This is a genomic window from Fundidesulfovibrio sp. YSD1 (assembly GCF_055397115.1).
On sequence record NZ_AP043666.1, the window covers coordinates 1,607,401 to 1,631,418 of the forward strand.

The following is a 24,018-nucleotide window of genomic DNA, read 5'->3' on the forward strand; positions in this document are numbered from 1 at the left end:
CTGATAGCGTGCGCTTCCCATGACCGCAAGAACCACGACCATACCCGTCTACACCATCTCCCTGGGCTGCCCCAAGAACCTCGTCGATTCCGAGTACCTGCTGGGCGGGCTGCCCGGAAAGGCCAAGCCCGTGGACCGCCCCGAGGACGCCGCCGTGGTGCTCGTGAACACCTGCGGCTTCATCCGCCCGGCCGTGGAGGAATCCCTCGGGGAGATCCTGGACGCGGCCGCGGCCCTGCGCGGGCTCGCCCCCAAGCCCCTGCTGGTGGTGGCGGGCTGCCTGGTGAGCCGCTACGGCGAAGAACTCAAGTCCGGGCTGCCCGAGGTGGACCTCTGGCTCTCCACCCACGAGCTGCCCGACTGGCCCTCCAAGATCGCCCAGGCGCTTTCGCGCACGCCGAGCGCCGCCCCGGCCAGGCTTTTCTCCAGCCCGCCCAGCTACGCCTACCTGAAAATCAGCGAGGGCTGCCGCCACGCCTGCCGCTTCTGCACCATCCCTTCCATCAGGGGCAGGCTGAAAAGCCGGGGCGTGGCCGAGCTGGCCCAAGAGGCCCGGGACATCCTGGCCACCGGCCGCAAGGAGATCATCCTGGTGGCCCAGGACCTGACGGCTTACGGGCGCGACCTGGAGAACCCCGCCGACCTGCGCGGCCTCCTGGAAACCCTCCTGCCCCTGCGCGGGCTCGAGCGCCTGCGGCTCCTCTACCTCTACCCCGCCGGGCTCGACGCCGAACTCCTGGATTTTCTCAAGGACGCCGGGCCGCCCTTCGTGCCCTATTTCGACATCCCCCTGCAGCATGCGCACCCGGACATCCTCAAATCCATGGGCAGGCCCTTCGCCAAGGACCCGCGCAGGGTGATCGACCTGGTGCGCTCGCGCTTCCCCGAGGCGGCCATCCGCACCAGCCTGATCGTGGGCTATCCGGGCGAGACGCGCACGCACTTCAATTACCTCATGAATTTCGTGCGCGAGGTGCGCTTCCAGCACCTGGGCGTGTTCGCCTTCCAGGCCGAGGAGGGCACCCCGGCCGCGGCCATGGACGGGCAGGTTGGCGCGAAGACCCGCCAGTCGCGGCGCGAGGCCGTGATGGCCGCGCAGGCCGAAATCTCCGAGGAATGGCTCTCCGGGTTCGCGGGCAAGGAGCTTGACGTGCTCGTGGACTCGGCCCACGCGGAATGGCCGGGCCTGCACGTGGGCCGGACGTGGTTCCAGTCGCCGGAGATCGACGGCGTGACGTACGTCTCGGGCCCCGGGGTCAAGCCCGGAGCCTTGGTCAAGGCCGTGGTGGAAGAGGCCAAAACCTACGACCTGGTGGCCCTGGCGGGCTGAAGAGGAGCGGGGCGCCGCCCCGCACCCCGGCGGGTAGCTTCGCGGGGTTCACCGCCCCCCTGGACCGGTTGATTCAAGGACCACCGGTGACCGGCGCGAAGCCATTGCCGGGTCCAGAGGGAGGCACTCCCCCTGGCCGCCGGAGGCATCCTCGTTTTTCACTAGTTTCCAAGGGACTCCCATGCGCGATTTCGAAGTCAGGCGGATGTTCGGCACCATCGCCCGGGGCTACGACATGCAAAACAGCATGCTCTCCCTGCGCATCGACGTGCTCTGGCGCAGGAAGCTCGCGCGGATGCTCCCGCAGGGCCGCCCGCTGCACGTGGTGGACGTGGCCGTGGGCACGGCCGAGGTGGCCATGGAGATCGCCCGGCAGCGCCCCGGGGCCTACGTCACGGGCGTGGATTTCACCCCGGCCATGCTCGAGGTGGGGCTGGGCAAGATCAAGAAACACGGCCTCTCGCGCCGCATCGGCATGGCCGCCGGGGACGCGCGCGCCCTGCCCCTGCCGGACGCCTGCGCGGACGCGGTGACCATCTCCTTCGGCATCCGCAACGTCCTGGAGCGCGATGTGGCCCTGGGGGAGTTCTACCGGGTGCTGAAGCCCGGGGGGGAGCTCTACGTGATGGAGTTCTCCCTGCCGGACAACCCCGCGCTGCGTTTTCTCTACAAGCTCTACTTCGACCACGTGCTGCCGCCCTTCGGCAACTGGCTCTCGCGCACGGACTACGCCTACTCCTATCTGATGGAATCGGTGTACGCCTTTCCGGGGCCGGAGGAGTTCTCGGAGGAGATCAGGCGCGCGGGCTTCACCGGGGTCGGGCAGACGCCCCTCACCGGCGGCATCGCCAGGATCCACAGGGGCCGCAAGCCGGGCTAGACCGGATTGCGGGAGTGCTCACGCAGGAAATGCGCGAACTCGGCGATCCCCATGACGCCTTCGGCGATGGCGAGGCCCGTCCGGATCAGGGCCGGACCATCCGCCGAGACCTCCACGCCGTTCAAACGCAGGAAAAGCAGGGTCGTCATCATCCCGGTGCGCTTGTTTGCGTCGGTGAAAACGTGTCCCCTGATGATGCGCCAGCCCAGCGTGGCGGCCTTGTCGAAAACCGTGGGGCAGATGTCCCTGCCGAAGCAGGTTCCCTGAATCTCTTCGAGCGCGAACTCGAGCGATCCCGGATTGACGAACCCGACGCCCGCGCCGCCGTGCTCCTCGACGAGGCGACGGTTCACGGTGCGAATTTCCTCGACGGTCAGAGTTTGGCCAGCGCCGCCCATACGTCCCTGCGCTCGACGAGCATGTCCTCGATCATGCCGGAGACGTCCGGGCGTAACTCGCCGAGACAACTCTCGATTTCCTCCTCGGAAACGTAAGCGGGCTCGCCCGGGCTCAGCCCGCGCCATTTTTCGAGAAAGGCCCTGGCCTTTCCCTTGAGCCCCAGGTTCAGGGCCAGGCTGATGGCCGACTCCAGAAGCGGCCGGAAGGTGGGGGCCATGGCGGCGCCCTGCTCCGCGCAGGCGAGGGCGTCGCTCAGAAGGCCCATGCGGGTAAGCGAAACCACGTACTGGTAATGGGCGAAGCCCCCGCCGCCCAGTTCGATGGCCCGGCGGTGGTGCGCGTGCATCCCGCGCTCGTCGCGGCGCAGGCAGGCGGCCGCGCCCAGGACGACGCGGGCGTAGACCTCGTCCGCGGCCATGAGTTTTTCGGCGTCGCGTTCGACGCGCCGCAGGGCGAATTCGTCCAGACGGGCGGTGCCCGCGAGTTCGTTGATGCGGTCGATGAGGTGCTCGCCGGTGGTGGCGGCCTGCGTGGCCATGCGGTGATCCAACCTTGTCCTGATGCGTATCCCATGGCTTCTAGGGGTCTTCACGCGGTGCGTCAACTCGGGGCCGCAAAGCCTGACAGCCCGCCTTTGTTCCTTGACACCCGCCCGGCCCCGGGTCATTAGACTTGTGTAATGGTCACGCGTAGTTTCATATCGGGGAGCACCCCATGCTGGTAAACTGGCCCGAACGTTTCTTCTGCAACTCCTTCGTGCGCCGGTTCATCCAGCGCGGCCAGGCGCAGCGCTGGCGGGGCATGCGGCGCATGGCCCCGGGCGGCGACGCGCTGGAGGTCGGCTGCGGCAACGGGGCGGGCGCGCTCCTGATCATGGAGTACTTCGCCCCGCGTTCGCTCGCCGCCCTGGACCCCGATCCGGCCATGCTGAAGCTCGCGCGCAAGCGCCTGGCCGGGACCGTCGCCACGGTGGTGGAGGGCGACGCCCAGAGCCTGCCCTATCCCGATTCGAGCTTCGACGCCGTGTTCAACTTCGGCATCATCCACCACCTGGAGGACTGGCGCAAAGGCCTCTCCGAGGTGGCGCGGGTGCTCAGGCCCGGTGGGGCCTTCTACATCGAGGAGATCTTCGCCGGGCTCTACGCCGGGGCGCTCCTCAAGCACGTGGTGGCCCACCCCGAGCACGACAGGTTCCAGGCCCCGGAATTCAAGCGGGCGCTGGCCGACAACGGCCTGGTGCTGCTGCCCGGGCACCACGAGTCGCGCCTGACCATGCTGGGCGTGGCCGTCAAAAGGGGGGACGCATGATTGAGGCCCTTTCGGACCCGATTTTCCTCTCCAGGCTCCAGTTCGCGGCCACGACCATGTTCCACATCATCTGGCCGCTGACCACCATCGGGCTCTCGGTGTTCCTGGTGGCGCTGGAGGCCATGTGGCTGAAGACCGGCGAGGCGGACTACTACCGGCACTTCCGGTTCTGGTCGCGCATCTTCGCGGTGGGCTTCGCCGTGGGCGTGGTCAGCGGCATCCCGCTGGAGTTCCAGTTCGGCACCAACTGGGCGCCGTTCTCTGTGGCCGCCGGAAACTTCTTCGGCCAGGTGCTCTCCTTCGAGGGGGCCATGGCCTTCATGCTGGAGTCGGCGTTCCTCTCCATCATGCTCTTCGGCTGGAAGCGCGTGGGGCCGAAGGCCCACTTCGCCTCCACCATCCTGGTGTGCTTCGCGGCCTCGCTGTCGGCCTTCTGGATCATGGCCGCCAACTCCTGGATGCAGACCCCGGCGGGCGGGCGCTTCGAGGCCGGGGTGTTCCACCTGGAGAGCTTCTGGGGCGCGGTGTTCAACCCGGACACCATAATTTCGTTCAGCCACATGTGGGTGGCCTGCCTGGAGACGAGCCTGTTCCTGGTGGGCGGCATCTCGGCCTATTACATCTGGCGCGGGCGGCACACGGCGTTCTTCTTGCGCTCCTTCAAGCTGGCCCTGGTGATGGCCGTGGTGGTCACGCCCCTTCAGGCGCTTCTGGGCGACACCTCGGGCGTGCACATCGGCAAGTATCAACCCGCCAAGGTGGCGGCCATCGAGTCCCACTGGGAGACCAACAAGCCGGGCGAGGGCGCGGCCTGGAACATGATCGCCTGGCCCGACGCAGAGGGCGAGCGCAACATCTTCGAAATCCGCGTGCCCTACGTGCTCTCGCTGCTCATCACCCACGACCCCACGGGCACCGTGCCCGGCCTCAAGGACTTCCCCAAGGACCAGCGCCCGCCCATCGTCATTCCCTTCTACACGTTCCGCGCGATGGTGGGCATCGGCTTCGCCATGGTCGGGGTGATGCTCGTCACGCTCTGGGCCTGGCGCAAGGGTTGGCTCACGCCCGAGCGCGCGCCGCGCGAGAAGCTGCTTCTCGGCGTCTGGCTGGCCATGGCCCCCATGGGCTACGTGGCCACGGAGATGGGCTGGGTCACCCGCGAGGTGGGCCGCCAGCCCTGGGTGATCTACGGCTGGCTGCGCACCCAGGACGGTGCGTCCATCCTGCCCGCCCAGGCCGTGTGGGGCACGCTCGGCATGTACACGGTGGTCTACACCCTGCTGCCCCTGGCAGCCGCGTGGTTCTACTGGCTGATCCTCTCCAAGGGGCCCGACCTGACGCTCGCGCCCCCGGGGATGGCCCCCTCCGCCAACCCCGCCAATTCCGGGAAGCAAGGAGGCTAGCCATGGACCACGCCCTGCTCGCGGAAACCTGGCTGTGGTTTTTGGCCGTGACCCTGGCCGCGACCGTCATCCTGGACGGGTTCGACCTGGGTGTCGGGATCATGTGCCTCATGGAGAAGGACGAATCCCGGCGCGAGGCCATGATGGCCTCCATCGAGGGCGTGTGGCACGCCAACCAAACCTGGCTGGTGGTGACCGGAGGCGTGCTCTTCGGGGCCTTCCCCAAGGCCTACGGGATGCTGCTTTCTAGCCTCTACGTCCCGGCCGCGTTTCTTCTGCTCGCGCTCATGGCGCGCGGCGTGGGCCTGGAATACCACGCCCAGGCCAAGGACAAGCGCTTCTGGTCCAACCTGTTCGGGCTCGGCAGCCTGGCCACGGCCCTGGCCCAGGGGGCCATGCTCGGGGCCGTCATCCAGGGCGTCCCCCAGGAGGGCCACACCACGTTCCTGACGCCCTTCGCCTGGGCCGGGTCCGGGGCGCTTTTGGGCGCGCTGGCCATGGCCTGCCTGGTGGGCGTGCTCGGGGCGGGCTGGGCCGCCTCCAACGTGGAGGGTTTCCGCCAGCGCCAGGCCGCCATGCTGTGCGCGCTCGGCAGCGTGGTCTTCCAGGCCATGCTTGCCTTCAAGACGCCCGTATCCGGGACGCTGCCCCTGGCCCTGGCCGTGGTGGCGGCGGGGCTTCTCTCCTGGTCGGTGACGGCCATGGATTCGGGCCGGAAGTTCTTCCTCCCCGTGGCCGCACACGCGCTTCTGGCCATGGTGGCCTGGCTTCTGGCCCTGCGCCCCGGGTTCGCCGAGCCCGGACTCACGCCGCTCACGGCCTCGGCCGCCGCCGGGTCCCTCGAGATCATGCTCATCGGCTTCGGCGTGACCCTGCCGGTGATCGTGGGCTACACCATCTATCAGTACCGGGTGTTCAGGGGCCAGGCGGCCTACGAGCACGAACAGGAACACCAGGGGTAAGGAGCCTTCATGCCTTTCGCCGCGTCCCCGGCCACGGGGGCATTCGACCGCCTCAAGCCGTTTCTGGCCCTGTCGCGCACTCCGCACGGACTTCTGGACATGGCCATGCCCGTGGCGGCCGCGCTTCTGTGGCTGGGCGCGTTCCCGCCCGCGAGCGTCACGCTGCTCGGGCTCTTCACGGTGTTCGCGGGCTACACGGCTGTCTACGCCGTGAACGACCTGGCCGACTACCGCACGGACCGGGCCAACTTCCTGGAGGGCCGCGAGGACACCTCGGGCTACCTGGACGCGGTCTACGCGCGCCATCCCCTGGCCATGGGGCTCATCACCAAGCGCCAGGCCGTGGCCTGGACCGCCTTCTGGGCCGTGGCCGCCCTGGCCGGGGCCTGGGCGCTCAACCCGGCGTGCGCGGTCCTGCTGGCCGCAGGGTGCGCGCTGGAGGCCGCCTACTGCCTGCTGCTCAAGGTCACGCACCTGCGGGCGCTGGTGAACGGGGTGGTCAAGTCGCTGGGGGGGGTGGCGGCGGTGCTGGCCGTGGACCCGGCCGCGCCGGCGTGGTTTCCGGCCATGCTCTTCGCCATGACGTTTCTGTGGGAGATCGGCGGGCAGAACATCCCGGCGGACTGGTTCGACCTGGAGTTGGACCGCAGGCAGGGGGCCAGGACAATGTGCGTGGTGCTGGGCACCGCGCGCGCGGCCAAAGTGAGCTTCTGGACGCTCGCCGGGGCCACGGCGCTCGCCTGGGCGATTCTTTCGCTCTCGCCCGCGAAGATGCCCTGGTGGCTGGCTCTGGCCGGGGCCGCGCTGGTGGGCTGGCTCACGGCCCTGCCCGCGCGCGAGCTCGGGACCAAGCCCACGCGCGAAAGCGCCTCGAAGCTCTTCGGCCGTGCCAGCTACCTGCCCGTGGCGCTTTTGGGAACGGTGATATTCTGGTTCGTGGTGCGTTAGCCAGCGCCGGTCCTAGAGCATGGCCTCGGGCTCGGCCAGCACGCGCCGGGCGATCTTCACGTCCTCGGCGATGCGCGCCTTGAGTTCCTCCACCCCCGAGAACTTTCTCTCGCTGCGCAGCCTCTGCACGAAGTGCAGGTCCACCACCTTGCCGTAGAGGTCGCCGGAGTAGTCGAAGATGTGCGCCTCCACGCTCAGGCGGTCTCCGCCGAAGGTGGGGTTCACGCCGATGTTGGCCACGCCCGCCCAGTTCTGCCCGCTCCTGCTCAGCCACACGGCGTAGACGCCGGACTTGGGCAGGAGCTGGTCCGTGGCTCCGATGTTGGCCGTGGGGAAGCCAAGAAGCTTCCCGCCCCGGTCCGCGCCGTGGATCACCTCGCCGCGCACCTTGTGGAAGCGCCCAAGAAGCGGCCTCGCGTCCCAGACGTCGCCCGCGGTGAGCATGTCGCGGATGCGCGTGGAGCTGACCACGGCGTCCTCCACCAGCACCGGGGCCAGGCGCTCGACCATGAAGCCCGCGTCGCGCCCGATGGCGCTCAGGGTCTCGAAGTCGCCCTTGCGGCCCTTGCCGAAGGCCCAGTCGTGCCCGACGATGAGCTCGCGCATGCCCAAATCGCGCAGCAGGCAGTCGCGCACGAAGTCCTCTGGCTCGATGGAGGCGAAGGCGCGGGTGAAGGGCAGCACCAGACAGGCCTCGATGCCGGTCTCGGCGATGAGTTCCAGCTTGACGTCCGGGGTGGTCAGGCGCGGGGGCACGTTCTTGCCCAGGAGCACCGCGCGCGGGTGCGGCTCGAAGGTGACGGCCAGGCTGACCACGTTCAATGCCTTGGCGCGCTCGCGCACGCGGCCGAGAAGCTTCTGGTGCGCCAGGTGCACGCCGTCGAAGTTGCCGATGGTCAGGCAGCTGCCGTTGAGGACGCCTTCGAGTTCGTCGAAAGTTCGGGCTACGATCATTGGAGGTTCCTGAGGTGGGCTAATGACCCGCTGGTGGTTACTCCAAAGCGCCCCGAGCTTCAAGAAAGGAAAATTTTCAAGAAATCAAAAAAAGTTCTTGCCAACCACCCCCACCCGAGATAGATGTCTCTTCCCGCGCCGAAGTGGTGGAATTGGTAGACACGCTAGGTTCAGGGTCTAGTGGGGGCAACTCCGTGGAGGTTCGAGTCCTCTCTTCGGCACCAAGGAAGCAAAAGGCTGGGCAGAAATGCCCGGCCTTCCTTGTTTTTGAAGGCCGGAACCTCTTCAAGAGTGGCTCTGACGGCCTGAATCATCAGCGGTGGTACACATTGGTGGTCCACAACCGCGCTCGCCCCTGCCCACTGAGGGGCGTGTGGACACTTCTCCCCGCTTGGTACAGCGCGATGGGGCGCTTCGCTTCAGGATCAGAGTCCGTGACGCCCGGACGCGCATCCGCCTGAAACCCTCTTCACTCTCCGGGCCTTCTTCTGTTTCTCCACCCCGCGCATCTTGATGCGCCCTGAAGCCTTTGCTAGATGCCATCTAGCTGGATGCAACCGCTTGCGGTCCTCTTTTGAGTCGCGCCGCCGCCAGGGGCTATTCCATTGATCAAGTCCGGCGCGCGGCCGGTCATTTCCATGGGCCGCCACTGGAAGAGGCCCGCAGGACGCCTCTCCCGGCCCGGCCGGAACAGGGCGCAAGAGAAACCGGGGACGTTTTAAAGGGGTGGTCATGAAGAAATGGCATGTGCTCGCAACGCTGCTTCTCGCGCTGTCGCTGTCGGCCTGCGCCAAGCCCGCCAGCAGGATGGCCGCGCTGGAGCCCGGGATGAGCAAGCAGGAAGTGGTCGACGCCCTGGGCAAGCCCAGCAGCGTGAGCTACGACAAGGACACCGAGACCCTGTATTACGCTGCGGTGGACTGGCCGTTCAACGTCGTCGCCGAGCGCTACCGCGTGGTGCTCGTGGACGGCAGGGTCGTCTCCTACGGAAAGGACGAGGCCTCGGACTGGTAGGCCCCGCGCCCCGCCACCTCAGGCGCGCGAGCGGCGGATGCCCAGGACGACGCCGGCCAGGGTCAGGGCGATGCCGGCCGTTTCCGCCAGGCCCGGCAGGCGGCCCTCCAGAAGGTAGGCCAGGGCGAGCCCGGAGAGGGGCCAGAAGACGATCAGCTGCCCGGCAAGCGAAGCCGGGAGCATGGCGCAGGCGCGGTTCCAGAGCGCGCCCCCGCCCCAGGACGCCACGAGCCCCAGCACCAGCGAACCTGCGACGAAAGCCGCGAGGTCGCGCGGGCCGGGAGGCGGCGCGCTCGCAAGCGCCACCGGCAGGAGCGCGGCGGACATGAGCCCCAGCACGATGCCCACCACGCTGGCCCAGTGAATGGGCCGGATCTCGGGGTGGTCCTTGAGGAACATCAGGTTCGCCACCAGGTACCAGGTCAGGCAGCCCAGGGACGCAAGCGACAGCCCGAGCCCCAGGAGCACCGGGGCGGCGGAAGCCTCCCCCGAGGCCAGGTGCAGGCCGTGCCGGGCCACGTTCAGCGCGGCCAGGCCCGCGAAGATGAGCGCCAGCGGCACGGCGAGCCGGAGGAAGGGGTATTCGCGGCGGCGCAGGTTTCCGTAGAGCGCCACGCTGACCGGGCTCGTGCCCATGATCAGGGCGGGCACGGCCGGGCCGATGAGCTGGATGGACTCCACCAGCAGCAGGTAGGCCAGCATGTAGCCGGAGAGCCCCAGGAAGAAGGCGGAGCGCCACACGGCCCAGCCGAGCGGCGGGAAGCCGCAGCGCCTGCCGCGACGGTAGAGCACGACGGAAAGGGCGGCGTAAGAAAAGTAGCGGCCCAGGGTGATCTCCAGCGAGCTCCACCCCGGCAGCATGGCCGGGATCACGAAGGACATCCCCCAGAGCGTGGCGGCGGCGACGCCAAGGAAAAGGCCCTGGTTTGCGGCTCCGTTGCCGGTGGACATGGCTGGCTTCCCCTCAATTCTTCTGCTCGAGCGAAGGGCGCAATATTCCCGCCCCCCGGGAAATGCAAGCTCCCCGCCCCGGCTTCGACCCCTCGGGATCGAGGGAAACGAAGCCCTCGACGATCATCCTCCGCAACCAGTTGTAAACATTTCTTAAATCCTCCCGTCGGAGTTCCTTACAAAAGCATTGTTTGCGTGAAATTTCACATGAGATTCTGAGCTGATAGCGAGGCATGCTTATTGCTTATTCGATTTCCTGGTCATACAAATCAATATACCGGGAGAGTATGGAAATGAAACGGATTTTCTTCTCGATGCTGCTTTCGCTCGCCTTCCTCGGAAACGCCTTCGCCGCCACCATCGACTTCAACAACCCTGATCTTTCAGCCTGGTACACCGACCGCAAGGCCCCGGCCGTGTTCGAGACCGCCATGTTCGACGGCGACAACCGCCTGCGCATCGGCATAAACGGAGCCGATGCCGGAGCCGACAGCTTCTACAACTACCAGGGCAAAAAAATCGATGTGAACGCCGACATATTTAAGCTGGGCGTCACGGCCGACCTGTACGTCGATTCCTCCTGGGGCGACGCCAACGTGGGCATCTGGGCCACCACCTTCGACTCCCTGAACGCCGTGGCCGGTTACCCCATCGTGGCCTGGCGCAGCAGCGCATCCGTGGCCGCCGGCTTTTACGCCTTCGACTACTACAACGGCGGCTGGATCACCCTGGGCACCGGCTACTCCGAGGACGCCTGGCACAACATCACCATGCGCTACTCCGGCGGCAGCATGGACTACTACGTTGACGACGTGCTGCTCTACGCCTTCGCCGACCCCTGGCAGGACGGCACCTTCGGCAACATCATCCTGAACTCCTACAACTTCGGGCAGTCCTTCGACGTGTACTGGGACAACGTGGGCACCGTGCCCACCCCCGAGCCCGCCACCCTGCTGCTCACCGGCGCGAGCCTGGCCGGGCTCTGGGGCGCGCGCAGGCGCAAGGCCGCCTAGCCGGAACACGCCTTTCCTGAACGCAAGGGCCGCCCGCGCATCACGCGCGGGCGGCCTTTTTCCATGCCCGGGGCCACTGGACCGCCGGGCGCGCCTGGGGTACATTCCGGGGCACGCCGCTTCAAGCGAAGAGGGCATCATGACCCGCTCCTACCCAGTCGACACCTTCTGGCCGCAGCTTTCCCTCGCCTTGCTTGCCGTCGCGGCGGCGGCCGTCGTGCGCATCGCCTTCCTGGGCCAGCTGGGCCCCCGCATACCCTACGTCACGTTCTTCCCGGCCGTGATGTTCGCGGCGCTGCTGGGCGGCTCGGCCAGCGGGCTCATCGCCACGGCCGCTTCCGCCCTGGCCGCCATCTGGCTGCAGACCATGGGCCAGCCCTTCCTCTTCGTCCGGGAGGACTGGCTGGCCATGGGCGTGTTCGTGCTCTCCTGCGTGGCCCTCTCCTGGTTTTCCCAGGTCCTCCACGGGATGCGCCTGCGCGCCGCCGAGGCCGACGCCCTGCGCGGGCTAGTGGCCGAGCGGGATCAGGCCGAGGAGGCGCGCAGGCGCGGCGAGGAACTGCTGCACGAGATCGGCAGGATGGCCCGCGTGGGCGGCTGGGAGCACGACCTCGCCACCGGCAAGGGAGCCTGGACCCGGGAACTCTACCACATCCTGGAGCACGAGGGCGGCGAGCCCCCTGGGCCCGGCGAGCACCTGGACTACTACCCGCCCGAAGACCGCGAAAGGCTCGCCCTGGCCATGGGCGCGGCCGTCTCGCACGGCAAGCCCTTCGACCTGGAGCTCCAGGGGTTCACCCTCAAGCGCCGCCCCATCTGGGTGCGCGTCATCGGGCGGCCCGTCTTCCAGGACGGCAGGTGCGTGCGCATCTTCGGCTCCCTCCAGGACATCTCCGACCGCAAGCTCGACGAGGAGCTCCTGCGCCGGGCCAACCAGGAGGCCCAGGCCGCCAGCCGCTCCAAGAGCGATTTTTTGGCCAACATGAGCCACGAGATCCGCACGCCCCTGACCGCCATCCTGGGGCTCACCGAGCTGTGCAGGCGCGTGCGCGACCCGGAGAAGGTCGAGGCCAACCTGGGCATGATCGAGGACTCCGCCCGCCTGCTCCTGGCCATCGTGGGCGACGTGCTGGACATCTCGCGCATCGAGGCGGGCAAGCTGGCCCTGGAGGACTTGCCCTTCGAGCCCCGGCAGGTTCTGGAGAAGACCCTGGACGCCCACCGCCTGGCCCTGCGCGGCAAGGACGTGGACCTGAACATCGACGTGGCCGAAAACGTGCCCAGGCTCTTGCGGGGCGACCCCGTGCGCCTGGGCCAGGTGCTCGGCAACCTGGTGGGCAACGCGGTGAAGTTCACGCGGATGGGCTTCGTGCGCGTGCGGGCCGAGGCCGCGCCCGAGGACGCCGAGGGCCGGGTGGAGTTGCGCATCACCGTGTCGGACACGGGCATAGGCATCCCTCCGGAGTTGCACGCGGCCGTGTTCGACTGCTTCCGCCAGGCCGACTCCACCTTTTCCAAGACGCACCAGGGCGTGGGCCTGGGCCTGGCCATCTGCCGGGAGCTCACCGCGCTCATGGGCGGGCGCGTCTGGGTGGAGAGCGAACCGGGCAAGGGCAGCTCCTTTCACTTCACGGCCCGTTTCGGCGTGGAGCGGGCCTCCCCCGGGGAGGCCGCGCCCGAGGCGCCGCGATGCGGCGAGAGCCCCGCGCCGCGCCGGGTGCTGGTGGCCGAGGACAACCCGGTCAACCGCCACGTGTTCGAGCAGTCGCTCACGGCCATGGGCCACGGCGTGGCCACGGCCCGGGACGGCCGCGAGGCCCTGGACCTGCTCGCGCGCGAGCCCTTCGACCTCGTGCTCATGGACGTGCAGATGCCGGGCCTGGACGGCGTGGAGACAGTGCGCAGGCTGCGCGAGGGCGCCTGCGGGGAGCGCGCGGCCAGGACCCCGGTGATCGCCCTCACGGCTTACGCCATGGCCGGGGACAGGGAGCGCTTCATCGCCGCGGGCATGACCGACTACCTCTCCAAGCCCGTGAAGCTCGACGCCCTGGCCGAGGCCGTGACGCGCCACTGCGGCGCGGCCCCCAGGCCCGCGCTGGCCATGGCGGCCCTGCTGCCCGAGGCCGTGGCCTACATCGACGCCCGGCTGGCCCTGGCCCGCGAGCGCCTCGCCGCCGGGGACCTGCCGGGCGCGGCCATGGCGGCGCACGATATCAAGGGCACGGCCATGGGCCTGGAGCTGGCCGGGCTGGTGAAGCCCGCCTCCGCCTTCGAGAAGGCCTGCCGCGAGGCGGACGCGGCCCTGGCGGAAGTGCTCGCGGCCGAGGTCGCTTCGGCCCTGGACGCCGCCCGAGCCGCTCTTTGACGCCGGGGCCGCGATGCCCTAAGTGCTTGCGCCCATGAGCACCATCGTCACCCTCAAGGACGCGGCCAAGTCCTACGGCGCGCGCACCCTCTTCTCCGGCATCGGCATCACCGTGGGCCAGGGCGAGCGCGTGGGCCTGATCGGGGCCAACGGCTCGGGCAAGTCCACCCTGATGCGCATCCTGGCGGGCATCGAAAATCCCGACTCCGGCGAGCGCACCCTGCGCAAGCAGGCCAGGCTCTCCTACATGGCCCAGCGCGACGAGTTCCCCGAGGGCGTGAGCGTGGAGCAGGCCGTGGCCGCTCCGCTGCGCCCGCTCATCGGGCACGGGCTCGGCGAGTCCGAGGTGTACGCGCGCGTGGGCGAGGCCCTGAGCAGGGCCGGGTTCACCGACTTCGCCCAGCCCGCGTCCGGGCTCTCCGGCGGCTGGACCAAGCGCCTGGCCCTGGCCCGCGCCCTGGTCACCGAGCCCGACGTGCTGCTGCTCGACGAGCCCACCAACCACCTGGACCTGGACTCCGTGCTCTGGCTCGAGAAGCTTCTGTCCCAGGCCCGGTTCTCCTTCGTGCTCATAAGCCACGACCGCTGCTTTTTGGAGAACGTCACCAACCGCACCGTGGAGCTGGACAAGGCCTACCCGGGCGGTTTCCTGAGCGTGGACGGCCCCTACAGCGTGTTCCTCGAGAAACGCGAGGAGTTCCTGGCGGCCCAGGCCGGGCTCGAGCAGGCCCTGGCCTCCAAGGTGCGCCGCGAGGTGGAGTGGCTGCGCCGGGGGGCCAAGGCCCGCACCACCAAGGCCAAGGGCCGCATCGAGGAGGCCGGGCGGCTCATGCGCGAGCTGGACGCCACCCGCGAGCGCAACGCCCAGCGCGGCCGCGCCGGGATCGACTTCGCGGGCACGGCCCGCCAGACCAAGCGGCTGGTCACGGCGGAGGGGCTTTGCAAGTCCGTGGGCGGCCATGCGCTGTTCACGGACCTGGACCTCGTGCTCTCTCCGGGCCTGAAGCTCGGCGTGGTGGGGGCCAACGGCAGCGGCAAGAGCACGCTTCTTCGCGTGCTCGCGGGCGAGGAGAAGCCCGACGCGGGGAGCGTCTCCCGCGCGCCCGGGCTGGCCCTGGCCTATTTCGGCCAGAACCGCGAGCAGCTGGACCCGGAAGAGAGCCTGCGCCGGGCCTTCGCCCCCCACGGCGACGCCGTGGTCTACCAGGGGCGCTCCCTGCACGTGGCCTCCTGGGCCAAGCGCTTCCTCTTCCGGCCCGAGCAGCTGGACCTGCCCGTGGGGCTCCTCTCGGGCGGGGAGCAGGCCAGGCTCCTCATCGCCAGGCTCATGCTCAGGCCCGCCGACGTGCTCATCCTGGACGAACCCACCAACGACCTGGACATCCCCACCCTGGAGGTGCTGGAGGAGAGCCTGGGCGAGTTCCCCGGGGCCGTGGTCCTGGTGACCCACGACCGCTACCTCCTGGACACCGTGTCCACGGTGCTCCTGGGCCTGGACGGGTCAGGCGGGGCCGTGGCCTTCGCGGACTACGCCCAGTGGGAGGAGTTCCGCGCCGCCCAGGGGCGCGAGGAGCAGGCGGCCAAGGCCCAGCGGCGCGAGGCCACGCCCCGCCAGCCCAGGCAGGAGCGCGCCGGGCAGGCCAAAAAGCTCACCTACAAGGAGCAGCGCGAGTGGGACCAGATGGAAGGGCTCATCCTGGAGGCGGAGCAGGAGCTTGCGTTGCGCGGGACCGAACTGGAGGACCCTGCCGTGGCCTCGGACCCGGCGGAGCTCACCGCGCGCCTGGCCCGGCAGCAAGAGGCCCAGGCCCGCGTGGACGCGCTCTACGCGCGCTGGGCCGAGCTGGAGGAAAAACAGGCCTAGGCCGAAATCCGGGAGGCGGCGCTCAGAAGGGCAGCCGGATGGTGAACTTCGCGCCCTTGCCCGCGGGGGATTCGACCTCGAAAGTGCCCGAGTGGTTGTTGACCACGATGAAGTAGGACACGGAAAGGCCCAGGCCCGTGCCCTCGCCCACGGGCTTGGTGGTGAAGAACGGCTCGAAGGCCTTGCGGCGCACCTCCTCGTCCATTCCGGGGCCGTTGTCCTCCACCTCGATCACGGCCATGCCGCCCTCGGAGCGGGTGCTCAGGCGGATCCAGGGTTTCTCCCCGTCGCTTGACCCCTTGGCCGTGGCCTGGGCCGCGTTGCGCAGGAGGTTCAAGGACACCTGCTCGATCTGCGTGCGCGAGCAGCGCACCGCGGGAAGCTCCCGGTCGTAGTCGCGGATGATGCGGATGTGCCTGAAGTCGTAGCGCTTGCGCAGGTCGTAGTCGGTGGAGCACAGCTCCACGGCCCTGTCCAGCACGTCGCCCAGATCGGAGGGCGCGTTGGAGGATTCGCTCTTGCGGCTGAACTCCAGCATGCTGGACACGATGCGCCCGGCGCGCACCGACGCCTCGCGGATGGACTCCACCAGCGCGGGGATGTTGCGCCTGGCCAGGAAGCGGCGCATGGGCTCGAGCTCGCAGCCGGTCTCCTGGGCCGCCCGGCGGTTGACGTCGGAATCGGATTCCAGCCTGGCCTTGATCACCTGGGCGCTCTGCATGATCCCGGAGAGCGGGTTGTTGATCTCGTGGGCCATGCCCGCCGCGAGCCCCCCCACGCTCATCATCTTCTCGGTCTGGACCATGACTTCCTGCATGCGCTTGCGCTCGGTGATGTCCGCGTGGGTGCCCACCATGCGCCGCGGCGACCCGTCCGGGCCGCGCTCCACGACCCTCCCGCGCATCAGGACCCACTTCCAGGAACCGTCCGCGCAACGCATCCGGGCCTCTGTAACGAAAGGCTCCCCCGAGGCCACGTGCTCCAGGACCAGGGCCTCGGTCCTGGCCGCGTCATCCGGGTGGAGCAGGCCGCGCCAGGTTTCGTAGGCGGGGCCGAGCTCCCCGGGCGCGTAGCCCAGCATGGTGTACCACCTGGGGCTGAAGTAGACCTCGCCCGTGTCCAGCCGCCAGTCCCACAGGCCGTCGCTCACGGCCTCGAGGGCCAGGCCCAGGCGCTCCCGGCTCTGCTGGAGCTCGAACTGGGCCTTCTCGCGCGAGGCGGCCTCGGCGGTGAGCTCGCGCATGGAGCCCAGAAGCCTCCCGGTCATGGCGTTGAAGGTCTCGGCCAACTCGCGGGTCTCGGCGAAGCCCTCGCCGCTCGCCTTGGCCGTGAGGTCCCCGTTGCGGATGGCCTGGGCCGCGGCAGTGAGGCTGCGGATGGGCTCCACGATGCGCGAGCGGCACAGGTGCGCCAGAAGCGCGGCCAGGGCCAGCGCGGCGGCGAACACCGCGGCGAACACCTTGACGGTGTTGAAGAACGGCTGCATGGCCTGCTCCGCGTCCAACTCGGCCACGGCCATCAGGCTGCGCCCGCCCAGCTCCACGTGGCGCGAGGCCGCGATGACCGCTCCCCCGTCCGAGCCCTGCACCAGGGAGGCCTTGCCTCCCGGGGCCAGGCGCACCCCGGAGAGCACGGTGGAGAATTCCGGGGCGGCCACCACGCGTCCGTCCGCCAGAGTCAGGAGGATGCGCACGGCGGGCGGGTCGGAGAGTTCCTTGACCAGGTCGAAGAGGAAGGCCAGGCGCAACGTGCAGAGGATCACCCCGTGCACGCCGCCGGAGGCGCGGTTGGGCATGGCCACGGCCATGGGCATGAGCGGCTCGCCCAGGTCCGGGTCGATCCAGACCTCGCCGAACACCGCCCCCTCGGAATCCATGGCCTGCCGGAAGAGCGCGTCCGAGGAGAAGTCCCCGGGCTCGTCGGGCGAGTGGGCGCTGAACATGGACAGGCGCACGAGCTGGCGGCCGTCCGCGTCGGCCAGGGCCAGGTCCCGGATGCTCCAGTCGATGGCCATCAGTTCCGAGAGCACCTCGCGCTGGCGCTCGCGCGGCAGGGAGAAGAACATCTGGAAGCGGTCCACGGCGCGCACGTCGTCGGCCACGCCGCCCAGCAGGCGCTCGGCGCGCAGGCCCGCGTTGGCGGCCAGGCTCTGGGCGTAGCGGAATTCGCGCTCCAGTTGGCTCTCGTAGGCCGTGAAGCCGAGCACGCCAACCAGCGCGACCAGGGGCCCCAGGGCCAGGAAGTACAGAAACAGGGTCAGGAGCCTGCCCAGGCGCATCATGGGGCCCGGCCTCCAGCCGCGCGCTTTGTCCCTGGTGTCGGCACCGGCCTTCCGCAAACGGCCATGCTATTTCCCCGGCCTGAAGACGTAGCGGGCCTGGCGCAGGCCCTGCTCGGGCACGTCCATGCCCAACGCTCGCGCCGTCCCGAGGTTGATGAACAGGTAGTCCTGGGCGATCTCCACCGGCACGCCGGAGACGGGCTCGCCTGATAAAAGCCTCTGGGCCATGCCCGCCGCCTGCCGGCCCACCTCGCGCCCAGCGAAGCCGTAACCCGTGAGCACGCCCTTCTCCACCTGGTCGAGCCTGGGGGTGCTCATGGGGATGCCCCGCATCTCCGCGATACGCGAAAACTCCCGGAAAAGCGACATGGCCAGCCCGTCGCGCGGCAGGAAAACCGCGTCCGCGCCGGGCGGCACGAGACCGGCCAGGGCCTCTTCCGCCCTGTCCTCGCCGATGGGCCTGGCCAGGATGTCCACCCCGAGGCTTGCGGCCGCCTCCTGGATGCGGCGCAGGGATTCCCGCGCGCTCTCGTCCTTGGCGTCGAAGGGCACGCACACGGCGCGCACCGAGGGCTTGATGGAGAGGAGCGACTGCAGCCGCCTGCCGTCGCTGGGGGCCAGGCGCACGCCCGTGAGGTTCGCCTCGGGGCGCTGGGGGTTCTTCACAACGCCCGAGGCCACGGGGTCGTTCACCGGCGCGAAGACCACGGGCAGGCCCATGCCCTCGGTGGCCTTGCGCGCCGCCAGGGCCGCCGGGGTGGAGCTGACGAAGAGCAGGTCCGGCTTCGCGGCCAGGACCTCGGAGAGCCGCGCGGCGAGTTCCTCCCTGGAGGAGGCGGGCGGCGGGGCCACGTAGCGCACGTTCGCGCCCTGGACGTAGCCCAGGGCGGCGAGGCCCTCCTTGAAGCCCTCCACCGTGTCGGCGTCGTTGGCCATGAACTGGACGATGCCGATGGTCACGGGCCGGACTGAGCCCGGGCGGACGAGCCAGACTCCCCCGGCGCAGGCCAGGGCCGCCAAGGCCAGGATCGTCCAGGCATATCGTCTCATGGCGCAACACTCCCGCCGAACGGCACATACGATTTCATGCCGGACCATTTCGGTTAGCCGTACCATTTCTGGTATCCGCATCATCCGGAAGAGTAAAGCCTTCGAAAGCGGAGGGGCCACGCGCCCGGGGACGCCGGCCCGTAGGGCGCGGGGACGCGTGGAGAAATATCAGGAGACGCGCGGGCAGGGCTTCGCGGCCAAGGCGAAGATCGGACGGAAGGACCGCGACGCGGCAGGGGCACGCCGCGCCCGCGCGGGCCACTCCCGCGTCGGGGGCAACGAGCCGTTCAGGCGCCCGGCCCGAGGCGGCCTATTTGGGGGCGTAGCCCCGGGCGCGCATGCACTTGTCGACGAGCGCCTGCACGCGGTCGCGCATCTCGCTCGAGTCCGCGAGCCCGGCCGTGGCCTTGGAGGCCTCCCAGTCGCACTCGGCGTAGTCCCGCTCCTCCTGGACCGCGCTTTTGTCCGGGCTCTTGTACATCTGCCTGCCACCGCAGCCGCCAAGCACGAGCGCGGCCGCGCACGCCAGCATGATCCTGCGCATGCTCCCCCTCCTGCCCGCGCTCACAGCCAGGTGAGCGCCAGTATGTAGAACGCCATGCCCGCGAGGGCCGCCAACGCGTCAGTTTTCGCCATGTTCCGCCTCCTGCGCCCTCCCTTCTACGCCTGCCCGCGCGCTCCAGCAAGGCCCGGCAAATGCGGAAGCGTTCCGAACGGTTGCCCAGGACGCCCAACTAGGATAACCATGGCCGCGAATCCCTTCACCCTCGCAGGACGCAGCCATGACCCGCAAGTTCGTCATCCTGGCCACCGCCGCGCTCATCCTCATGGGCGTGGTCATGTGGCAGCTGGGGCAGCGCGCCCAGGGCGAACTGGCGGCCGTGGCCACGGAGCAGTTCAACCGCCAGCAGCTCATCCTGGCCCAGAAGGTGGCCCAGGACATCGAGCAGCACTTCGCCTTCCTGCGCGCGAGCCTTTTGGAGCTGACCAACATCTGGCGCAAGCACCCCGCGCTGATGGACGCCCCGGGCAGCGCCCTGCCCTCCTTCCAGGAGATCCTGCGGCAGAGCGAGGTCCTGGCCATAGGCTACGTGCCGCCCGGCAGCGGCGAGGTGACCCTCTACGACGCCGACGGACCCGTCCGCCACCCCCTGGTCCTGGACTACGGCCCGTTTTTGGACTGGGCCCGCAGCGCGGACGCGGGCCACGCGGTACTGGCCGGGGCGACCGAGGCCCCCACCGGCGGGCCCTTCGCGGGCAAGACCATCCTGCGCATGGCCGCCAGGCTCTGGCCGGTCGGGCAGGAGGCGTCCGGCCAGCCGGGGATCATCTTCCTGGTGGTGGACGCCCTGGCCGTGTCCTGGCGCTACGCCCACAACGTGAGCTCCGGCCAGACCGGCTACGCCTGGGTGCTCGACCAGCGCGGCTTCTTCCTGGACCACCACGTGGAGGACTTCATCGCCAAGGACGCCTTCGCCGTGCGCGAGCGCCGCGACCCCACCGTGGACTTCGGGCGCATCAACGCGATCATGCGCGAGATGATGCTCTCGGGCAAGGAAGGCGTGGACTGGTACGTCTCCGGCTGGCACCGGGGGATGACAGGCGAGGTCAAGAAGCTCATCGCCTTCACCCGGGCGGGCATCGCCGTGGAGCAGAACCCGCCGGTGTTCTGGGGCGTGGCCGTGGTGGCGCCCGTGGACGAGGTGGAGGGCATCATCGCCAAGGCCGCGCTACGCGAGATGCTCATGGTGGCCGGCTTCCAGGCCGTGGTCTTCATGGGCCTGGCCGTGACGGTCTATTTCGCCTTCCGCTGGTCCGCCACGCTCAAGGCCGAGGTGGAGGCCCGCACGGCGGAGTTGCGCGAGGCCCGGGACAAGATCCGCAAGAACCTCCAGGAGTTGATCGAAACCCAGGAGCGCCTGATCCGCTCCGAGCGCTTCGCGGCCATCGGCGAGGCAGCGGCGCACATCTCCCACGAGATCAAGAATCCGCTCATGATCATCGGCGGCTTCGCCAGGCAGGTGCGCAAGGCTCTGCCCGGGGAATGCAAGGAGGCCACGAAGCTCGCGCTCATCGAGGAGGAGGCCAAGCGCCTGGAGAGCATGCTGGTGGAAGTGCGCGACTTCACCCGTCCGGCCGCGCCCAAGAAGACCTCCGAGGACCTGAACGCCACCATCCGCGACACGGCCCGTCTCCTGGAGGCCGCCCTGGCCGGGCGCGGCGTGACGATCAGGATGGACCTCGACGAGGCCCTGCCGCCCGTGGCTCACGACCCGAACCAGATGCGCCAGGTGCTCATCAACCTGGTCAAGAACGCGGCCGAGGCCATGACCACCGGCGGCCAGGTGACCGTCACCAGCCGGGCGGGAGCGGGCAAGGTCGAGGTGGAGGTGCGCGACAACGGCCCGGGCCTGCCCGAGGACCTGGCCAGGAAGGCCTTCGAGCCCTTCTACACCACCAAGGAGCACGGCACGGGCCTTGGGTTGCCGGTCTGCTACAGGATCATGCACGACCACGGGGGCGACATCAGGATGGAGAGCGCGCCGGGCAAGGGCTGCGCCGTGACCGTGAGCCTGCCCCTGGGCCCCGTGGGCGCAGCCGCCTAGGCGCGGCGGGATTCGCCTGAATAATCTCGATTAGCGCTTGACACCCCCGCGATCCCGGCATAAAAGCCATCTTCCTTTTGACGGCGTAGGACCGTAGCTCAGGGGGAGAGCACTTGCTTGACACGCAAGGGGTCAGGAGTTCAAATCTCCTCGGTCCTACCACCTTAGACCCCAAAGGGAGGCCCAGCCTCCCTTTTTTTGACGTGCGAGGGAGCGACCCGTGAACGTACGCGTCGGTGATCAGACGGTCGAGGCCCAGGCCGGCCAGCCCGTGGGGGAAGTGCTCGCCAAGGCCCTCTCCGGCAAGGCCTACAAGAACACAGTTGTCGCCCGCTGCGGCGAGGCGCTGCTGGATCTTTACGCCCCTCTTCCCGAGAGCTGCGCGGAGCTCACTCCCCTCACTCCCGACACTCCCGAGGGAGTGGACGTCATCCGCCACTCCGCCGCCCACGTGCTGGCCGAGGCCGTGAAGAAGCTCTTCCCCACGGCCCAGGTGACCATCGGCCCGGCCATCGAGAACGGCTTCTACTACGATTTCGCCTTCGAGCGCCCCTTCACCCCCGACGACCTGGAGGCCATCCAGGCGGAGATGGAGAAGATCGCGGCCGCCAACCTGCCGTTCGCCTGCCGCGTGGTCTCCAAGCCCGAGGCCGAGAAGGTCTTCAAGGACATGGGCGAGGAGTACAAGCTGGAGGTGCTGGCGGACATCCCGGCCGACACCGTCTCGCTGTACACGCAGGGGGCCTTCACCGACCTCTGCCGCGGCCCGCACGTGCCGAGCACAGGCTTCCTCAAGGCCTTCAAGCTGACCCACGTGGCCGGGGCCTACTGGCGCGGCGACGAGAAGCGCCCCATGCTCTCGCGCATCTACGGCGCGGCCTTCGCCGACCCCAAGGAGCTCAAGGCCTACCTGCACCGCCTGGAGGAAGCCAAGAAGCGCGACCACCGCCGCCTGGGCACCCAGCTGGACCTGTTCAGCTTCTCCGAGGAGGCCGGCGCGGGCATGGTGATCTGGCACCCCAAGGGGGCGCTGGTGCGCACCATCCTGGAGGACTTCGAGCGCAAGGAGCACCTGCGCCGGGGCTACTCCATCGTGCAGGGCCCGCAGATCCTCAAGCGCGACCTCTGGGAGCGCTCGGGGCACTACGAGAACTACCGCGAGAACATGTATTTCACCGAGATCGACGAGCAGGCCTACGGCATCAAGCCCATGAACTGCCTGTCGCACATGCTCATCTACAAGTCGCGGCTGCGCTCCTACCGCGACCTGCCCCAGCGCTATTTCGAGCTGGGCGTGGTGCACCGCCACGAAAAATCCGGCGTGCTGCACGGGCTTCTGCGCGTGCGCCAGTTCACCCAGGACGACGCGCACATCATCTGCCGCCCGGACCAGCTGCAGGACGAGATCATCGGAATCATCAACTTCGTCAAGGACGTGGTGGACATCTTCGGCTTCGAGTTCGAGGCCCAGCTCTCCACCCGGCCCGAGAAGTCCATCGGCTCCGACGAGGCCTGGGAACTGGCCACGACCTCGCTGGTCAAGGCCATGGAGGCCATCGGGATGCCCTTCACGGTGAACGAGGGCGACGGAGCTTTCTACGGCCCCAAGATTGACATCAAACTCAAGGATGCCTTAGACCGCCGTTGGCAGTGCGCCACAATACAGTGCGATTTCACCTTGCCGGAACGCTTCGACCTGTCCTACACGGGAACGGATGGGGAGCGCCACCGGCCTGTGATGTTGCACCGCGTCGTCTTGGGCGCCGTGGAGCGGTTCCTGGGCGTGCTCATCGAGCACACCGCCGGAGCCTTTCCCACGTGGCTCGCCCCGGTGCAGGCACGCATCCTCACCGTCACGGACGCGCACGACGTGCACGCGAATTTCGTTCTTGAGCGCCTGCGCGAAGCAGGCATCCGCGCCGAGGCCGACACCCGCAACGAGAAGCTCGGGTACAAGGTCCGCGAGGCGCAAATGGAGAAGGTCCCCTACATGCTCGTCATAGGGGATCAGGAGCTCGAACAGGGCGGCGTGAATGTGCGCCTACGCTCTGGCGAGAACATGGGACCCAAGGGAGTGGACGAGGTGGTCCAGATGATCCTGGACGACTGCCAGGCCCCGTTCAAACGAGGAGGAATGCGCTATATCTTCTGCCAGTGACACCGCCCGCTGCAATCAGCAGATCCGCGCCCGCGAAGTGCGGGTGATCGCCGACGACGGCTCGCAATTGGGCATCCTGCCCACCAGCGAGGCCCTGCGCCTGGCCCAGGAAAAGGGCCTGGACCTGGTCGAGGTGGCCGCCGCCGCGGATCCCCCTGTCTGCCGGATCATGGACTACGGCAAGTTCAAGTATCAGCAGCAGAAAAAACAGCAGGAAGCCCGGAAGAAGGCCACGGTCATCCTCGTCAAGGAAATCAAGGTCCGGCCCAAGACCGACGAGCATGACTACCAGACCAAGCTCAAGCACATTCGCCGCTTCCTCGAGGAGGGCGACCGTTGCAAGGTCTCGGTGTTCTTCCGCGGGCGCGAAGTCGTCCACAAGGACCGTGGGGCGAACATCCTCGCCCGCATCGTCACGGACCTGGGAGACCTCGTGAAGGTGGAACAGGAGCCGAGGTTCGAGGGACGCATCATGAACATGATGCTCGCCCCCTCGCTCAAGCTGAAGAAGCCGTAGCGCCGAGCACTTTTT

20 protein-coding genes and 2 tRNA genes are annotated in these 24,018 nt (G+C 68.7%); 15 read left to right on the forward strand and 7 right to left on the reverse strand.

From position 1 onward, the window contains the following. The first annotated feature begins 19 nt into the window (after positions 1-19). Together rimO and ACZ5V4_RS07555 are read left to right on the forward strand one after the other, a co-directional pair. Positions 20-1,330: a 30S ribosomal protein S12 methylthiotransferase RimO gene (gene rimO / locus ACZ5V4_RS07550; protein WP_464317568.1), complete on the forward strand. Its 1,311-nt coding sequence runs from the start codon at positions 20-22 to the stop codon at positions 1,328-1,330. Between the two features lie 181 nt (positions 1,331-1,511). Continuing rightward, positions 1,512-2,210, forward strand: coding sequence for a ubiquinone/menaquinone biosynthesis methyltransferase (locus ACZ5V4_RS07555; protein WP_464317569.1), 699 nt, complete (start codon positions 1,512-1,514; stop codon positions 2,208-2,210). Here the strand turns inward: ACZ5V4_RS07555 and ACZ5V4_RS07560 are convergent. Next, positions 2,207-2,563, reverse strand: a complete 357-nt coding sequence (locus ACZ5V4_RS07560) for a type II toxin-antitoxin system death-on-curing family toxin (RefSeq protein ID WP_464317570.1) — start codon at positions 2,561-2,563, stop codon at positions 2,207-2,209. The genes ACZ5V4_RS07555 and ACZ5V4_RS07560 overlap by 4 nt on opposite strands. Before the next feature lie 20 nt (positions 2,564-2,583). Beyond that, positions 2,584-3,147: a hypothetical protein gene (locus ACZ5V4_RS07565; protein ID WP_464317571.1), complete on the reverse strand. Its 564-nt coding sequence runs from the start codon at positions 3,145-3,147 to the stop codon at positions 2,584-2,586. 176 nt (positions 3,148-3,323) lie between these two features. On the opposite strand from ACZ5V4_RS07565, the gene ACZ5V4_RS07570 reads away from it, so the two are divergent. Genes ACZ5V4_RS07570 through ACZ5V4_RS07585 form a run of 4 tightly spaced genes read left to right on the forward strand, consistent with a single transcriptional unit; the run spans position 3,324 to position 7,230 of the window. Further along, a complete protein-coding gene (locus ACZ5V4_RS07570) occupies positions 3,324-3,917 on the forward strand; it encodes a class I SAM-dependent methyltransferase (RefSeq protein ID WP_464317572.1) in 594 nt (197 codons plus the stop codon). After that, entirely contained in the window at positions 3,914-5,320 is a 1,407-nt protein-coding gene (locus tag ACZ5V4_RS07575; RefSeq protein WP_464317573.1) for a cytochrome ubiquinol oxidase subunit I, read from the forward strand. Before ACZ5V4_RS07570 ends, ACZ5V4_RS07575 begins: the two co-directional genes overlap by 4 nt. A 2-nt stretch (positions 5,321-5,322) precedes the next feature. Further along, entirely contained in the window at positions 5,323-6,282 is a 960-nt protein-coding gene (locus ACZ5V4_RS07580) for a cytochrome d ubiquinol oxidase subunit II (protein WP_464317574.1), read from the forward strand. A 9-nt stretch (positions 6,283-6,291) separates the two neighbouring features. Next, positions 6,292-7,230, forward strand: a complete 939-nt coding sequence (locus tag ACZ5V4_RS07585; protein WP_464317575.1) for a UbiA family prenyltransferase — start codon at positions 6,292-6,294, stop codon at positions 7,228-7,230. A 12-nt stretch (positions 7,231-7,242) separates the two neighbouring features. Here ACZ5V4_RS07585 and ACZ5V4_RS07590 read toward each other — a convergent pair whose 3' ends face one another. Next, positions 7,243-8,184: a bifunctional riboflavin kinase/FAD synthetase gene (locus ACZ5V4_RS07590; protein WP_464317576.1), complete on the reverse strand. Its 942-nt coding sequence runs from the start codon at positions 8,182-8,184 to the stop codon at positions 7,243-7,245. Positions 8,185-8,321: 137 nt separating this feature from the next. Here ACZ5V4_RS07590 and ACZ5V4_RS07595 point away from each other — a divergent pair. After that, positions 8,322-8,408: transfer RNA gene (locus tag ACZ5V4_RS07595), tRNA-Leu, on the forward strand. A 508-nt stretch (positions 8,409-8,916) separates the two neighbouring features. Next, entirely contained in the window at positions 8,917-9,198 is a 282-nt protein-coding gene (gene bamE / locus ACZ5V4_RS07600; RefSeq protein WP_464317577.1) for an outer membrane protein assembly factor BamE domain-containing protein, read from the forward strand. Positions 9,199-9,216: 18 nt separating this feature from the next. Here the strand turns inward: bamE and ACZ5V4_RS07605 are convergent, their stop codons facing one another. Further along, positions 9,217-10,149: a DMT family transporter gene (locus tag ACZ5V4_RS07605; protein WP_464317578.1), complete on the reverse strand. Its 933-nt coding sequence runs from the start codon at positions 10,147-10,149 to the stop codon at positions 9,217-9,219. A 293-nt stretch (positions 10,150-10,442) separates the two neighbouring features. Here ACZ5V4_RS07605 and ACZ5V4_RS07610 point away from each other — a divergent pair, with 293 nt between their 5' ends. The 3 genes from ACZ5V4_RS07610 (at position 10,443) to ACZ5V4_RS07620 (ending at position 15,391) form a co-directional block, all read left to right on the forward strand. Continuing rightward, complete coding sequence (locus ACZ5V4_RS07610) at positions 10,443-11,162, forward strand: PEP-CTERM sorting domain-containing protein (RefSeq protein ID WP_464317579.1); 720 nt, start codon at positions 10,443-10,445, stop codon at positions 11,160-11,162. A gap of 139 nt (positions 11,163-11,301) precedes the next feature. Next, positions 11,302-13,527: an ATP-binding protein gene (locus ACZ5V4_RS07615; protein ID WP_464317580.1), complete on the forward strand. Its 2,226-nt coding sequence runs from the start codon at positions 11,302-11,304 to the stop codon at positions 13,525-13,527. Between the two features lie 34 nt (positions 13,528-13,561). Next, positions 13,562-15,391 carry an ABC-F family ATP-binding cassette domain-containing protein gene (locus tag ACZ5V4_RS07620; protein WP_464317581.1) on the forward strand — a complete coding sequence of 610 codons (1,830 nt, stop codon included), beginning with the start codon at positions 13,562-13,564 and terminating at the stop codon, positions 15,389-15,391. A 22-nt stretch (positions 15,392-15,413) separates the two neighbouring features. Here ACZ5V4_RS07620 and ACZ5V4_RS07625 read toward each other — a convergent pair whose 3' ends face one another. From ACZ5V4_RS07625 to ACZ5V4_RS07635, 3 genes are all read right to left on the reverse strand, one after another. Next, positions 15,414-17,672 (reverse strand): PAS domain-containing protein, encoded by a 2,259-nt coding sequence (locus tag ACZ5V4_RS07625; RefSeq protein WP_464317582.1) that lies wholly within the window; start codon positions 17,670-17,672, stop codon positions 15,414-15,416. Between the two features lie 66 nt (positions 17,673-17,738). Beyond that, complete coding sequence (locus ACZ5V4_RS07630; protein WP_464317583.1) at positions 17,739-18,722, reverse strand: ABC transporter substrate-binding protein; 984 nt, start codon at positions 18,720-18,722, stop codon at positions 17,739-17,741. Positions 18,723-19,032: 310 nt separating this feature from the next. Next, positions 19,033-19,266 carry a hypothetical protein gene (locus ACZ5V4_RS07635; protein WP_464317584.1) on the reverse strand — a complete coding sequence of 78 codons (234 nt, stop codon included), beginning with the start codon at positions 19,264-19,266 and terminating at the stop codon, positions 19,033-19,035. A gap of 238 nt (positions 19,267-19,504) precedes the next feature. Here ACZ5V4_RS07635 and ACZ5V4_RS07640 point away from each other — a divergent pair, with 238 nt between their 5' ends. The 4 genes from ACZ5V4_RS07640 to infC all read left to right on the forward strand — a co-directional run bounded on the left by ACZ5V4_RS07640 (position 19,505) and on the right by infC (position 24,003). Continuing rightward, a complete protein-coding gene (locus ACZ5V4_RS07640) occupies positions 19,505-21,328 on the forward strand; it encodes an ATP-binding protein (RefSeq protein WP_464317585.1) in 1,824 nt (607 codons plus the stop codon). A gap of 87 nt (positions 21,329-21,415) precedes the next feature. Continuing rightward, positions 21,416-21,490 (forward strand) — tRNA-Val (locus ACZ5V4_RS07645). Between the two features lie 58 nt (positions 21,491-21,548). Further along, complete coding sequence (gene thrS / locus ACZ5V4_RS07650) at positions 21,549-23,486, forward strand: threonine--tRNA ligase (RefSeq protein ID WP_464317586.1); 1,938 nt, start codon at positions 21,549-21,551, stop codon at positions 23,484-23,486. Continuing rightward, the gene (gene infC, locus ACZ5V4_RS07655; protein WP_464317818.1) at positions 23,470-24,003 is read left to right on the forward strand and encodes a translation initiation factor IF-3; all 534 of its coding nucleotides are present in this window, start codon (positions 23,470-23,472) and stop codon (positions 24,001-24,003) included. The genes thrS and infC overlap by 17 nt, the downstream gene beginning before the upstream one ends. Positions 24,004-24,018: the final 15 nt, after the last annotated feature.

What these genes read in the sequence shown, in the direction of transcription:
- rimO (WP_464317568.1), top strand. Translation starts at nt 20, where the DNA reads ATGACCGCAAGAACCACGACCATACCCGTCTACACCATCTCCCTGGGC.
- ACZ5V4_RS07555 (WP_464317569.1), top strand. Translation starts at nt 1,512, where the DNA reads ATGCGCGATTTCGAAGTCAGGCGGATGTTCGGCACCATCGCCCGGGGC.
- ACZ5V4_RS07565 (WP_464317571.1), bottom strand. Translation starts at nt 3,147, where the DNA reads ATGGCCACGCAGGCCGCCACCACCGGCGAGCACCTCATCGACCGCATC.
- ACZ5V4_RS07570 (WP_464317572.1), top strand. Translation starts at nt 3,324, where the DNA reads ATGCTGGTAAACTGGCCCGAACGTTTCTTCTGCAACTCCTTCGTGCGC.
- ACZ5V4_RS07575 (WP_464317573.1), top strand. Translation starts at nt 3,914, where the DNA reads ATGATTGAGGCCCTTTCGGACCCGATTTTCCTCTCCAGGCTCCAGTTC.
- ACZ5V4_RS07580 (WP_464317574.1), top strand. Translation starts at nt 5,323, where the DNA reads ATGGACCACGCCCTGCTCGCGGAAACCTGGCTGTGGTTTTTGGCCGTG.
- ACZ5V4_RS07585 (WP_464317575.1), top strand. Translation starts at nt 6,292, where the DNA reads ATGCCTTTCGCCGCGTCCCCGGCCACGGGGGCATTCGACCGCCTCAAG.
- ACZ5V4_RS07590 (WP_464317576.1), bottom strand. Translation starts at nt 8,184, where the DNA reads ATGATCGTAGCCCGAACTTTCGACGAACTCGAAGGCGTCCTCAACGGC.
- bamE (WP_464317577.1), top strand. Translation starts at nt 8,917, where the DNA reads ATGAAGAAATGGCATGTGCTCGCAACGCTGCTTCTCGCGCTGTCGCTG.
- ACZ5V4_RS07605 (WP_464317578.1), bottom strand. Translation starts at nt 10,149, where the DNA reads ATGTCCACCGGCAACGGAGCCGCAAACCAGGGCCTTTTCCTTGGCGTC.
- ACZ5V4_RS07610 (WP_464317579.1), top strand. Translation starts at nt 10,443, where the DNA reads ATGAAACGGATTTTCTTCTCGATGCTGCTTTCGCTCGCCTTCCTCGGA.
- ACZ5V4_RS07615 (WP_464317580.1), top strand. Translation starts at nt 11,302, where the DNA reads ATGACCCGCTCCTACCCAGTCGACACCTTCTGGCCGCAGCTTTCCCTC.
- ACZ5V4_RS07620 (WP_464317581.1), top strand. Translation starts at nt 13,562, where the DNA reads ATGAGCACCATCGTCACCCTCAAGGACGCGGCCAAGTCCTACGGCGCG.
- ACZ5V4_RS07625 (WP_464317582.1), bottom strand. Translation starts at nt 17,672, where the DNA reads ATGATGCGCCTGGGCAGGCTCCTGACCCTGTTTCTGTACTTCCTGGCC.
- ACZ5V4_RS07630 (WP_464317583.1), bottom strand. Translation starts at nt 18,722, where the DNA reads ATGAGACGATATGCCTGGACGATCCTGGCCTTGGCGGCCCTGGCCTGC.
- ACZ5V4_RS07635 (WP_464317584.1), bottom strand. Translation starts at nt 19,266, where the DNA reads ATGCGCAGGATCATGCTGGCGTGCGCGGCCGCGCTCGTGCTTGGCGGC.
- ACZ5V4_RS07640 (WP_464317585.1), top strand. Translation starts at nt 19,505, where the DNA reads ATGACCCGCAAGTTCGTCATCCTGGCCACCGCCGCGCTCATCCTCATG.